Source organism: Desulfurispirillum indicum S5, assembly GCF_000177635.2.
Taxonomy (GTDB): Bacteria; Chrysiogenota; Chrysiogenetes; order Chrysiogenales; family Chrysiogenaceae; genus Desulfurispirillum; species Desulfurispirillum indicum.
Window position 1 is genome coordinate 2,340,001 of record NC_014836.1, and the last position, 12,161, is coordinate 2,352,161.

A 12,161-nucleotide genomic window follows, 5' to 3' on the forward strand; every position below is an offset into this window, starting at 1 on the left:
GCTTAGGGTCGCCGGGATCGGTTTTGCGCACCCTGGCGGGATCTGTCACCATCATGCGGGTTTTCTGCCACAGTTCATCACTGCCTTCACACAGATCTATCACGTTCCCGTATGACTTGCTCATTTTACGACCATCAGTACCTGGCAACTTGGGCACCTCAGTCAGCTTGGCCTGGGGCTCCTTGAACGTCTCGCCATAGAGAAAGTTAAAGCGACGGGCAATTTCCCGGGTTATCTCCAGATGGGGCAGCTGATCCTCGCCAACGGGAACAAAGTCGGGGTCGTACATGAGAATATCTGCAGCCTGCAGCACGGGATATCCGAGAAAGCCATAGTTGGCGGTCTTGCTTTCGCCCAGCTGCTCTTTTTGCTCTTTATAGGTGGGGCACCGCTCCAGCCAGCCCACAGGCGTAATCATGGCCAGTATGGTAAAAAGCTCCGCGTGCTGCTTCACCAGTGACTGAACAAATATGGTGGATTTATCGGGATCAAGACCTGCGGCAAGCCAGTCTTTCACCATAGCGATACTGTTTTCGCGAATACCTCCGGTCTCATCGTGTTTCGTGGTAATCGCGTGCCAGTCTGCGACAAAAAAGTGGCAGTCATAGCCCTCGTTCTGCAACAGCACCCAATTCTGCAGGGCACCGAAATAGTTTCCCAGATGAAGTTTCCCGGTGGGTCTCATACCGCTGAGAATGGATTTTTTCATGGTTTCCTCATTTTTGTTTTTCCGTGGGAAATGAGTATAATGCCTGCGCATAGGAAAATCCAGTCACAGAATACCCGGGGAGAACCCAGAGGAAAGATAATGCGTTTTTTTCTCTTTGCGAGCATCCTGCTCTGCCTGATCAGTACTTCGACGGCCATGGGCGGCAGTCTGGAGATCCAGATTGCCATGGATACCGACTCGTTCCAGGAGTTGCCCCTGATCCAGGTTTTCAGCCACAGCGCTGAAGAAAGCGCGGAAGCCACACTTGCCTATGAACAGCGAGCCACCTATGCACTTGTGGAAAATCTCGCCCCCGATTCACCACATATTGTTGTCATCACCTATATGCAGACCCGTATCTTCTCCTCACCGCTTCAGCTTCCGCCTGACGAGGTTATCTCCTACCGCATGAAGCTCGCCCCACCCATCATCGCGCCGCACACTCCAGCGATTACCCTCACCATCAGTCAGTGGGAGAACATGCTGCTGGCATCCTATGTCATCAGCAACCCCAATCCCAGCCACCCGCTGCTTCTGCGCCCGGAGCTGCGTCTGCCCCTGCCATCAACTTTTCATATTGCCAGGCCTTTTGACGGGAGCATAGATCGTGGTATTCTGATCCTGAACTCGGTCGCACCGGGCGGAACAACCGTCACCCTGGCGCTTCCCTCCAAAAGCCGCGTCACCGTGCCACTTGTTCCGGGTATGGAGGTTCGCACCCTTGGACGCCCCGCCTATCGCATTGAGCAGAGCGACGGTGAGCTCATCCTGATCGCGGAACGCGGCTATAGTCAGTGGGTTGCCTGGGCTATCATCAGCATCATCGGCCTGTATTTCCTCAAGCTCACCTTCCCCCATTTTTTCCGGTCGCTTCTGCAGCGCCTCCCTTTTTTTCACGATTAACTTTTTCAGGAGTCTTGCATGATCCAGTCCCAACTTCCCTTTACCCTCGGCATCACCTCCCCCCTGCTTGATGAAGCCATGGCTGTTCTGCAGCAGAAATTTAACGTACGTGACCTGAGCGGTTATCGCGATGCGGACGACTTGATAGAGAAGGCACGCGGTTGCGAAGCGATCATTTCCATGCTGTCCGACTCATTCGATGAAAAAGTGCTCAGCGCACTGGGGCGCCATGAACAGACACCCCTGAAGCTCCTGTGCAATTATGCCGTTGGAACCAATAACATCGACATTGAAGCAGCCAGCCGCTTTGGTGTCATGGTCACCAACACTCCGGGCGTCCTGACCGAGGCAACCGCTGATACCGCTTTTGCCCTGCTCATGGCAGCAGCGCGCCGGGTACGGGAAGGGGAGATTCTGGTTCGCAGTGGCGGCTTTACCAAAACAGGCTGGCAACCCACCATGCTGCTGGGACAGGAGCTCTGCGGCTCCACCATCGGTATTTTCGGCATGGGCCGCATTGGCAGCGCCGTTGCCAGACGCGCCGCCGCCTTTGGCATGCGCGTCATCTACCATAACCGCAACCCGCGCAATGACGGCCCCTATACGGCCGTGGACTTCGAGCACCTGCTCAGGGAAAGCGATATTATCGTCATCTGCGCTCCCGCAACACCCCAAACCCGTCACCGCTTCACCCTCAATGAGTTCCAGGCCATGAAATCATCCGCAATCCTGGTCAATGTCGGGCGGGGGGAAATCATCCGGGAAAAAGACCTTGCCCTCGCTTTGCAAAAAGGTTACATCTTCGCTGCGGGCCTGGATGTCTATGAACATGAACCTCTGATCGAACCGCTGCTCATGGATATGGACAATGTGGTGCTGTTGCCACACCTGGGCAGCGCTACCCGCAAAACCCGCATGGACATGGCCATGCTGTGCATTGACGCCATAGAAAGCGTCTTCAGTAAGGGTACCATCCCAACCAACTGCCTCAATTACCGACCATAGACAAAGGACAGCACATGCTCGATTGTTTTCACGATGAATGCGGCATTGCCGGGGTCTACGGCAATCCTGAAGCGGCCAACCATGCTTACCTCTCCCTCTATGCCTTTCAGCACCGCGGTCAGGAATCCGCAGGCATAACCGCATGCTTCCCCGGGGGGAGCTTCTCCTCCCACAAGGGACGGGGACTGGTTTCCGAAGTCTTCGATCAGGAAAAACTCAATCAGCTCAAGGGCACCATTGCCATCGGACACAACCGTTACTCCACCAGTGGCAAGGCCATACTGGAAAATGCCCAGCCCTTTGATATCGAATACCACCGCGGCCGCCTGAGCCTTGCCCACAACGGAAACCTGGTCAACAGCCACCTGCTGCGCCGCGAACTGGAAGCCATGGGAGCTATCTTCCGCACCACCAACGACTCCGAAGTCCTGTTGCACCTGATTGCCCGCTCCCGCCATGAGGATTTCATTGAAACCCTGCGCAGCGTCTTTATGACCGTGCGGGGCGCCTACAGCATCGTGATGACCGATGGCGAGCGTCTGTACGGCATTCGCGACCCCCTGGGCATCCGCCCGCTTATCCTCGGCGAACTGGAAGAAGGCCTGGTACTGGTCTCAGAGTCCTGCGCCCTTGATCTCATGGGGGCAACCTTCATCCGTGAAGTCAATCCCGGTGAGCTGATTGTCATTGATGGCAAGGGTTTTCAATCCATACCGCTGCTGCCAGTTACCGAGCGCAGCGCCTTCTGTATCTTTGAGTTTGTTTACTTTGCCCGCCCCGACAGCTTCCAGTTCGGCAACTACGTGCACAATGTGCGCAAGGAATTCGGTCGTACGCTGGCACGCGAAGCCCCTGTCGATGCCGATGTGGTCATTCCCGTTCCCGACAGCGGCATTGTCCCCACCCTGGGATTCTCCCAGGAATCCGGCATTCCCTTTGAAATGGGGCTTATTCGCAACCATTATGTGGGCCGAACCTTCATTGAGCCCAAGCAGTCGATTCGCCACTTCGGCGTCAAGATCAAGCTCAACCCAGTGAAGAGCCTGCTGGAAGGAAAGCGAGTGGTGGTCATCGATGACTCCATAGTCCGCGGAACCACTTCCCGCAAAATCGTCAAAATGATCAGGGATGCCGGCGCCAAAGAAGTTCACATGCGCATTGCCGCTCCACCGACCATCTGCCCCTGCTTCTATGGCGTGGACACCCCCACCCGTTCTGAACTGATCGCCAGTAACCACGACCTGGAACAGATCTGCACCTATATCACTGCCGACTCGCTGAGCTACCTCTCCCATGAAGGCATGTTCACGGCGGCAGGCGGTGACAGAAACACTTTCTGCAGTGCCTGCTTCGACGGAAACTACCCCATTCCCTTCGATTCACCGGAAGCTGGAACCACATGAAGATCCTCTTCCTGGGCGACATCATCGGCAAGGGTGGTCGCAAGGCCGTCAGTCGCTACCTGCCTGGCCTGCAGCAGCACTTTCAGCCTGATTTCACTATTGCCAATGGTGAAAACAGCGCTGGCGGCTTCGGGCTGACGCGCAGTGTCTACAGCGAGATGAAGTTCCACCATATTGACATCATCACCAGTGGAAACCATATCTGGGACAAAAAAGAGGTGATGGGCATGTTCCAGGATTTTCACGATATCCTGCGTCCGGCCAACTACCCTCCCGGTGTTCCCGGCAGTGGGTGCGGTATATTCACTTCCGAGCAGAGCACCCAGACCATTGCCGTCCTGAATCTGATCGGTCGAACATTCATGGGCGGTTCCTATGACTGCCCCTTCCGGACAGCGGACGCGCTGCTTGAATCACTGCCCTCGGAAATCAAAACGATTTTTGTGGATTTCCACGCTGAAGCCACGTCTGAAAAGCTGGCAATGCTGCACTACCTGGCAGGGCGCGTCAGCGCCATCGTGGGAACCCATACCCATATCCAGACCGCCGACGAACGAATATTCAAAGGAACCGCCTACCTCACCGATGCCGGAATGTGCGGATCATTTCACAGCATCATCGGCATGAGCGAAGCTTCCATCATGCCCAGATTTCTGCAGGGCATGCCCACCAAACTGGAAGTGCAGACAAGCGACACCGCTCTGATGGGCGTGTTCATAGAAACTGACGAGCAAGGAAAAGCCATTCACATTGAGCGCATTGCCTCCATTGAGCAGCGACATCAGCCATGAATCTGCATGAATTTGACCAGCAGTGGCGTAATTGCCATACGCAGCATATTGCCGGCGTGGATGAAGTGGGGCGCGGCCCACTGGCCGGGCCCGTCTGTGCCGCAGCGGTCATTCTCCCCGCTGATTTTTCTGACAGTCGCATCCGCGACTCTAAAAAACTCAGTGCTTTACAGCGCCGAACCCTCTCCGATCTTATCAGGCACAGCTGCCTTGCCTGGAGTGTTGCCACGGTAGATTGCGAAGTCATAGATACCATCAACATCCTGCACGCCACGCGCCTTGCCATGTGGCAAGCCCTCTCCCAGCTCCCTATGACACCCGAACTACTGCTGGTTGACGGCATGGACAACTCCTTTTTCCCTGCCGTACGCGGGGAAAAAGTCATTAAGGGCGACAACCTCTCCCTCAGTATCGCTGCCGCCTCAATCGTAGCCAAGGTCCATCGCGATGAACTCATGGAAGCGCTGGATCAACGCTATCCTCAATACGGGTTTGCGCGCCATAAAGGGTACGGAACCGCGCAGCACCGTCAGGCCATCCGGGAACATGGCCTGTGCCCCCAGCATCGCCGTTCATTCTGCACGCGTCTGCAAGAGGCCTGAACACCTGCGCCAATCAGTCTGACTCGTCCCAACAGACAGAGCAGCCAGCAACACAGCAGAAAACAAAAAAGCCCCTGTCCGTTCAGAACGGACAGGGGCTTTTTCTGTGTGAAAAAACGGATCAGTAGTTCTTGCAGCCAGTCGATGTGCAGATAGTCGCCGATACCGTCCAGGTGTTACCGGAGCTGAGCAGCTCGTCAAGGGTCTCGGGCTTTTTCTTCTTCACAGCTTCCATTTGCTCATGAACCATGGTCTCGTAGCTCTTCTTGTCAGGGTTGCAGTAGAGTACGCCATAGGCCACAGGCAAGCCATCAGCCAGAGTCATTCCGGCCAGCTGGTACGCCAGCAGCTCGTTACGCTCATCATGCACGATGATCTCGCTTTCCTTCACGTCGGCTACTTTGGCAGCGCGAACATAGGAGCCATCGCGTACAATACACATATCCTTTTCTTTACCAAAAATCAGCTTTTCGCCATGACGGCAGACTACAGTGTAATCCTCTTTTTCCTTACCAGAGACCTGCTCGTGGCAACCATCGTTGAAGATAACGCAGTTACTGAACATTTCCACCAGTGAGAATCCAGGGTGATTGGCACCACGTGTCAGCACTTCTTCGCCCAGCTTGATGTCCTTGTCAACACTGCGGGCAATGAAGGTAGCGCCAAGGCCCATGGCAACTTTCAGGGGCACCATAGGATAGTCAACAACACCATATGGAGTTGTCTTGGTGATCTGTCCCAGTTCGGATGTGGGAGAGTACTGACCCTTGGTCAGGCCATAGATTTTGTTGTTAATGAGGACATAGTTCAGGTTTACGTTGCGGCGGACAGCATGAATGAAGTGGTTGCCACCGATAGCAGTGGAGTCTCCGTCACCGGAAATAACCCACACGTCAAGGTCGGGGCTGCCGGTCTTCAGACCAGTAGCAATGGCCGCTGCGCGTCCGTGGATGGTATGAAAACCATAGGTTTCCATATAGTAAGGGAAACGGCTGGAGCAGCCAATACCGGAAACGATAGCAACTTCATCACGGGGCTTGCCGCGGTTGGCCATGGCACCACGCACGGAAGCCATGATACCGTAGTCACCGCAACCTGGGCACCACTTTACTTCAGCAGCGGAGGCAAAATAATTCTTATCCATTTTGGCTTCATTTGTTGTCATAAATCACTCACCCAGCAGTTCTTTTACTTTATCGATAACTTCGTACTCGCGGAAGGGGTCGCCCTTGACTTTGCCCAGGGAAACGGTATCCACCAGGTACCGGCTGCGAATCAGTACGCTCAGCTGACCAGTGTTGAGTTCAGGAATGAGCACTTTCTTGAAGCGAGAGATCACGGAGCCCAGGTTTTTCGGCATGGGGTTGATCCAGCGCAGGTTGATACTGGATACCGACTTGCCTTCAGAGATCAGACGGTCAACCGCGCCTTTTACCGCGCCGTAGGTTCCGCCCCAGCTGATAACGAGAACTTCACCGGAATCAGCGCCATTGATCTCACAGTCAGGAACCTCAATACCAGCGACTTTCGCCATACGGGTGTCGGTCATGATCTGGTGGTTGGCAGGTACGTGGCTGACCGCGCCAGTGAGGGCGTCTTTTTCCAGGGAGCCGATACGGTGCTGCAGGTCTTTTGTGCCGGGGATCGCCCAGTCGCGAGCCAGAGTTTTGGGGTCGCGACGGTACGGCTTGTACTCGCCTTCCGTAAAGAACTTGACAGGAATGTCAGGCAGTTCGCTTTCCTTGGGTACCTTCCAGGGGCAGGTTCCCTGTCCGATATAGCCATCAGTCAACAGCAGAACTGGTGTCATGTATTTCAGCGCTACCGCACAGGCTTCATAGGTGGCTGCGAAGCAGTCATCGGGAGTGGAAGCAGCAAGCACGGGAATGGGGCTGTCGCCGTTGCGGCCATACATGGCCTGCAGCAGGTCGGACTGCTCGGTTTTGGTGGGCAGACCAGTGGAAGGGCCACCGCGCTGAACGTCAATGATTACCAGAGGAATTTCCATGATAACCGCCAGGCCAAGGGCTTCTGACTTGAGGGCCAGACCGGGGCCAGAGGTGTTGGTCACGCCCAGCTTGCCCGCCAGCGAACCACCGATAGCAGCGCAGATGCCGCCGATTTCGTCTTCCATCTGGATGGTGACGACATTGTGGTTCTTGTACTTGGAAGCTTCGCTGAAGATATCGGTTGCGGGAGTGATGGGGTATGAGCCCAGAACCACCTGCAGGCCGGATTTCTTGGCGGCTGCGGCGATGGCCAGCGCAGAGGCTTCGTTACCGGAAATATTGCGGTACAGGCCAGGCTGAATGCTGGCAGGCTGCAGGTTGTAGCGTTCCTGGAACATAACCATGGTTTCGCCATAGTTCATGCCGCCCTTGAACGCCAGGGTATTGGCCTGCTCAACCATGGGCAGCTTTTTGAACTTGGTGGTGATAAAGGAAAGTACTTCCTGGGGATCCTTGTTGAAGAGCCAGCACAGAACGCCGAGAACAAAGAAGTTCTTGCAGCGATCCTTGTCCTTCGGGGACATGTCCAGATCTTTCAGGGCTTCGCGGGTCAGGGTGGTGAAGGGGATGGCCTTCACATCATAACCGGCCAGGGTTCCGTCGTTGCGGGGGTCAGTCTTGAATCCAGCCTTCTCCAACGCCTTTTCGGTAAAGGTGTCGGAGTCGGTGATGATCATTCCGCCACGAACAACAAAGCCATAGCTGTGCTTTACCGCGGCAGGGTTCATGGCAACAAGAACATCGGGCGCATCACCAGCAGTGTGGATCTTTTTACTGCCCAGGCAGATCTGAAATCCGGAAATACCGGCCACTGTCCCCGCAGGGGCGCGAATTTCAGATGGATAGTCTGGCAGTGAGTTAACATCGTTGCCGCTGAGAGCCGAAAGGGCCGTGAGCTGGTTCCCAACAAGCTGCATGCCGTCCCCGGAGTCACCGGTAAACTTGATGACTACCTGTTCGACGTTCTTTTCCTTTACTTGTGGCATAACGTCTCCTGTGAAAGTAATAAATGTATGTGTGTAAACACCGATAACACGAATAACACCGCTTGCATTAAAACAGTGTTTTCATTTCACGGATTGTATACCATTCTCACCTGCGCTTCGCAAGGCAAATCTGTAAAAAGATTCCCTTTTTTCGCAAATGCTTTACACACTTGCATGGGAAATTTTTCACCACTCCTGACACACAAAAAGCCCCCGGGAAACCCGGGGGCTTTGATGGAACAAATGGGCCCTTACTGAACGTAAGATTTCAGATATTCGCGGTTGAGCTTGGCGATAAAGCGTACGTTAACGCCCTTCGGACAAGCAGCCTCACACTCGTAGTGGTTGGTGCAGTTGCCAAATCCAAGCTCGCTCATCTTGGCCGTCATATTGCGTACACGCTGAGCGGCTTCGACCTTGCCCTGGGGCAGGTATGCCAGGTGAGCAACCTTGGCGCTGGTGAAAAGCATGGCGGAGCCGTTGGGGCAAGCCGCTACGCAGGCACCACAGCCGATGCACTCAGCAGCATCCATGGCATTGTCGGCATCAATTTTGGAGATGGGGATAGCGTTTGCATCAGGCACACCGCCAGTGGAGGCGGAAACATAGCCACCAGACTCGATGATGTTATCCAGAGCGGTACGATCCACAATCAGGTCGCGGATGATGGGGAATGCCTTGGCTCTCCAGGGCTCAATGTAGATGCTGTCGCCATCTTTAAAGCTGCGCATGTGCAGCTGACAGACGGTGGTCTTCTCTTCGGGGCCATGGGGAATACCATTGATAACCTGTGAGCACATGCCACAGATACCTTCACGGCAATCGTGGTCAAAGGCAATGGGATCAATGCCCTGCTTGACCAGGTCTTCATTCACCACGTCCAGCATTTCCAGGAAAGACATATCGGGACTGACGTGATCAGCTTTATACTGCTCCAGCTTGCCTGGAGAGTTCGCGTCCTTCTGACGCCATACAAATAATGTGAGTTTCATTACTTATAGCTCCTTACTGCCAGTTTGACTTCCTCGAAGTTCAACGTCTCCTTGTGAAGCTCAGGCTTCTTGTCAACACCCTTATGTTCCCAGGCGGCAACATAGCAATAGTTTTCATCGTCACGCATTGCCTCGCCGTCTTCGGTCTGGTATTCAACGCGGAAGTGACCACCACAGGACTCGTTGCGGTTCAGGGCGTCATAGGCCATCAGTTCACCGAACTCCAGGAAGTCCGCCACGCGGCCAGCCTTCTCCAGTTCAATGTTCAGTTCTTCATTGGTACCGGTCACCTTCAGGTTGCTCCAGAACTCCTCACGCAGCGCGGGTATCTTCTCCAGCGCTTCCTTGAGGCTGGCTTCGCTGCGTGCCATACCGACGTTGTTCCACATCAGGCGGCCAAGTTCGCTGTGGAACTGGGTAGCCGTCTTGTTGCCCTTGATGTTGAGGAAGCGGTGCATGCGCTCGCTGACCTCTTCCTGGGACTTCTTGAACTCGGGGTGATCTTCTCTGATCTTGCCGGGAGTGATACCAGCCAGGTAGTTGGCTATGGTGTAAGGAATAACGAAATAGCCATCGGCCAGACCCTGCATGAGGGCGCTGGCGCCCAGACGGTTGGCACCGTGGTCGGAGAAGTTGGCTTCGCCGAGAACGAAGAGGCCGGGCAGGTTGCTCTGCAGGTTGTAGTCTACCCACAGGCCACCCATGGAGTAGTGGGGAGCAGGGTAGATGCGCATAGGCTGTTTGTAGGCGTTTTCGGCAGTGATCTTCTCATACATTTCGAAGAGGTTGCCGTAGCGCTCGCGAATAGTGCTTTCGCCCAGGCGCTTGATGGAATCGGCGTAGTCAAGGTAAACCCCCTGGCCTGTATCACCGATACCCTTGCCAGCATCGCAGGCTTCCTTGGCAGCGCGGGAGGCGATGTCACGGGGTGCCAGGTTACCGAAGCTGGGATACTTGCGCTCCAGGTAGTAGTCGCGCTCTTCCTCGGGGATTTCGTGAGCAGGACGTTTGTCACCAGTTGCTTTGGGAACCCAGATGCGTCCATCGTTACGCAGGGACTCGGACATCAGGGTCAGCTTGGACTGGTGATCGCCAGTTACAGGAATACAGGTGGGGTGAATCTGCGTGTAGCAGGGGTTGGCAAAGAAAGCACCCTTTTTGTGGGCACGGTAGTTGGCGGTAACGTTACAGCCCATGGCGTTTGTGGACAGATAGAATACGTTGACGTATCCACCGGTGCACAGCAGCACCGCGTCGCCCCAGTGGGATTCAATCTTGCCGGTTACCATATTGCGGGTGGTGATACCTTTGGCCTCACCATCAACCACAACCAGATCCATCATCTCGGTGCGGGGATGCATCTTGATGGCGCCACGGCCAACCTGGCGGGAAAACGCCTGGTAGGCACCGATCAGCAGCTGCTGTCCGGTCTGGCCACGGGCATAGAACGTACGGGAAACCTGAGCACCACCGAAAGAACGGTTATCGAGGTATCCGCCGTACTCACGGGCAAAGGGAACACCCTGAGCCACACACTGGTCAATGATATTGACGCTGACCTGGGCCAGGCGGTAGACGTTGGCCTCGCGGGCGCGGAAGTCGCCGCCTTTGACAGTGTCATAGAAGAGGCGATAGATGCTGTCGCCATCGTTCTGGTAGTTTTTGGCAGCGTTGATGCCACCCTGGGCAGCAATACTGTGGGCACGACGTGCGCTGTCCTGATAACAGAATGCCTCTACGTTGTAGCCGAGTTCAGCCAGAGTAGCTCCGGCTGAGGCACCGGCAAGGCCAGTACCGACGATAAGGACTTTGAACTTCCTTTTATTGGCGGGGTTCACCAGTTTCATGTCCTGGCGATGCTTATCCCACTTCTGGGACACGTGTCCTGAAGGACATTTTCCGTCGAGTATCACATTTGCCTCCTACAAGCTCACTATACCGATAAGAATTGCCACGGGGGTGCTGATAAGCGCGATGAACAGCACAATTGCCACTGCCTTGCCGACCTTCTGGATCACAGGCAGCGCCTTGTCATTATTCAGACCCACAGACTGGAACATACTGCCGATGCCATGGCTCGTATGCAGAACCAGGGCGATCATGGCGATCAGGTAGATCAGGGATACCACTACGCTGCTGAAGCCTTTCACTACCATGGTGAAGACATCAAAGCGTCCCAGTGAGTCGAATCCGTAGATTTCAGGATTGGTGACGCGGATAGTGAAGTGGAGCAGGTGGTAAACGGCAAAAGCCAGAATGACAAAACCCGTGTAGATCATGGTCTTGCTGGCGAAGGTAGCCCGCAGATCTTTTTTATACGTGTAGTTATCGGGGCGGGCCGCCATGTTTTCCATGGTCAGCTGAATGGCAAAGGCAATGTGAATCACAAAAATGGCACCAAGAGCGATGCGGAACAGCCATACGCCTGCACCAAGACTGTGAAGGAAATCGGCATACGCGTTGATGCCATCAGGGCCTGAGAACACGCCCAGGTTGCCCAGGGCGTGAATGAAGAGGAACAGCACCAGACACAGGCCGGTAACTGCCATAATGATCTTTCTGCCTACAGCACTTTGGATAAACTGCATACTTTTTCTTCCCTACATGTTTTTTTTGGGCAATACCAAACGGCAGACTACAGATCGCTCCTGAAAGCGATCTGTAGTCACCAAGTCAGTATTTCACAACGCGATGTTGCACCCTGGTAATATAAACGGGAAATACATATCCCAGTTCATACCTCACTGGAAAACAAGGATAT

11 protein-coding genes (1 of these 11 running past the window's edge) are annotated in these 12,161 nt (G+C 54.7%); 5 read left to right on the forward strand and 6 right to left on the reverse strand.

The window, feature by feature from the left end; genetic code table 11:
- Window positions 1–709: the 5' portion of a tryptophan--tRNA ligase gene (gene trpS / locus SELIN_RS10950; RefSeq protein WP_013506721.1), read on the reverse strand. The gene continues 275 nt to the left of window position 1, outside the view; 709 of the gene's 984 nt are visible here — the first part of the coding sequence; the start codon lies at window positions 707–709; its stop codon lies off the left edge, out of view.
- 99 nt (window positions 710–808) lie between these two features.
- On the opposite strand from trpS, the gene SELIN_RS10955 reads away from it, so the two are divergent.
- Genes SELIN_RS10955 through SELIN_RS10975 form a run of 5 tightly spaced genes read left to right on the forward strand, consistent with a single transcriptional unit; the run spans window position 809 to window position 5,413 of the window.
- Window positions 809–1,612 (forward strand): hypothetical protein, encoded by an 804-nt coding sequence (locus tag SELIN_RS10955; RefSeq protein ID WP_013506722.1) that lies wholly within the window; start codon window positions 809–811, stop codon window positions 1,610–1,612.
- A gap of 18 nt (window positions 1,613–1,630) precedes the next feature.
- Window positions 1,631–2,617 (forward strand): 2-hydroxyacid dehydrogenase, encoded by a 987-nt coding sequence (locus tag SELIN_RS10960; protein ID WP_013506723.1) that lies wholly within the window; start codon window positions 1,631–1,633, stop codon window positions 2,615–2,617.
- Between the two features lie 14 nt (window positions 2,618–2,631).
- Window positions 2,632–4,020: an amidophosphoribosyltransferase gene (purF, locus tag SELIN_RS10965; protein ID WP_013506724.1), complete on the forward strand. Its 1,389-nt coding sequence runs from the start codon at window positions 2,632–2,634 to the stop codon at window positions 4,018–4,020.
- Complete coding sequence (locus SELIN_RS10970) at window positions 4,017–4,811, forward strand: TIGR00282 family metallophosphoesterase (RefSeq protein WP_013506725.1); 795 nt, start codon at window positions 4,017–4,019, stop codon at window positions 4,809–4,811. Before purF ends, SELIN_RS10970 begins: the two co-directional genes overlap by 4 nt.
- Window positions 4,808–5,413, forward strand: a complete 606-nt coding sequence (locus SELIN_RS10975; RefSeq protein ID WP_013506726.1) for a ribonuclease HII — start codon at window positions 4,808–4,810, stop codon at window positions 5,411–5,413. Before SELIN_RS10970 ends, SELIN_RS10975 begins: the two co-directional genes overlap by 4 nt.
- 121 nt (window positions 5,414–5,534) lie before the next feature.
- On the opposite strand, the gene SELIN_RS10980 is transcribed toward SELIN_RS10975, so the two are convergent.
- The 5 genes from SELIN_RS10980 to SELIN_RS11000 all read right to left on the reverse strand — a co-directional run bounded on the left by SELIN_RS10980 (window position 5,535) and on the right by SELIN_RS11000 (window position 11,988).
- Window positions 5,535–6,578 (reverse strand): 2-oxoacid:ferredoxin oxidoreductase subunit beta, encoded by a 1,044-nt coding sequence (locus SELIN_RS10980; protein ID WP_013506727.1) that lies wholly within the window; start codon window positions 6,576–6,578, stop codon window positions 5,535–5,537.
- Window positions 6,579–6,581: 3 nt separating this feature from the next.
- A complete protein-coding gene (locus tag SELIN_RS10985; protein WP_013506728.1) occupies window positions 6,582–8,408 on the reverse strand; it encodes a 2-oxoacid:acceptor oxidoreductase subunit alpha in 1,827 nt (608 codons plus the stop codon).
- A 251-nt stretch (window positions 8,409–8,659) separates the two neighbouring features.
- Window positions 8,660–9,400, reverse strand: coding sequence for a succinate dehydrogenase/fumarate reductase iron-sulfur subunit (locus SELIN_RS10990; protein ID WP_013506729.1), 741 nt, complete (start codon window positions 9,398–9,400; stop codon window positions 8,660–8,662).
- Window positions 9,400–11,313 carry a fumarate reductase/succinate dehydrogenase flavoprotein subunit gene (locus tag SELIN_RS10995; RefSeq protein WP_013506730.1) on the reverse strand — a complete coding sequence of 638 codons (1,914 nt, stop codon included), beginning with the start codon at window positions 11,311–11,313 and terminating at the stop codon, window positions 9,400–9,402. The genes SELIN_RS10990 and SELIN_RS10995 overlap by 1 nt, the downstream gene beginning before the upstream one ends.
- Before the next feature lie 9 nt (window positions 11,314–11,322).
- A complete protein-coding gene (locus tag SELIN_RS11000; RefSeq protein WP_013506731.1) occupies window positions 11,323–11,988 on the reverse strand; it encodes a succinate dehydrogenase cytochrome b subunit in 666 nt (221 codons plus the stop codon).
- Window positions 11,989–12,161: the final 173 nt, after the last annotated feature.

Coding starts and splice junctions, on each gene's coding strand:
- SELIN_RS10990 (WP_013506729.1), bottom strand. CDS start 9,400: ATGAAACTCACATTATTTGTATGGCGTCAGAAGGACGCGAACTCTCCA.
- SELIN_RS10975 (WP_013506726.1), top strand. CDS start 4,808: ATGAATCTGCATGAATTTGACCAGCAGTGGCGTAATTGCCATACGCAG.
- purF (WP_013506724.1), top strand. CDS start 2,632: ATGCTCGATTGTTTTCACGATGAATGCGGCATTGCCGGGGTCTACGGC.
- SELIN_RS10985 (WP_013506728.1), bottom strand. CDS start 8,408: ATGCCACAAGTAAAGGAAAAGAACGTCGAACAGGTAGTCATCAAGTTT.
- SELIN_RS10980 (WP_013506727.1), bottom strand. CDS start 6,578: ATGACAACAAATGAAGCCAAAATGGATAAGAATTATTTTGCCTCCGCT.
- SELIN_RS11000 (WP_013506731.1), bottom strand. CDS start 11,988: ATGCAGTTTATCCAAAGTGCTGTAGGCAGAAAGATCATTATGGCAGTT.
- SELIN_RS10960 (WP_013506723.1), top strand. CDS start 1,631: ATGATCCAGTCCCAACTTCCCTTTACCCTCGGCATCACCTCCCCCCTG.
- SELIN_RS10970 (WP_013506725.1), top strand. CDS start 4,017: ATGAAGATCCTCTTCCTGGGCGACATCATCGGCAAGGGTGGTCGCAAG.
- SELIN_RS10955 (WP_013506722.1), top strand. CDS start 809: ATGCGTTTTTTTCTCTTTGCGAGCATCCTGCTCTGCCTGATCAGTACT.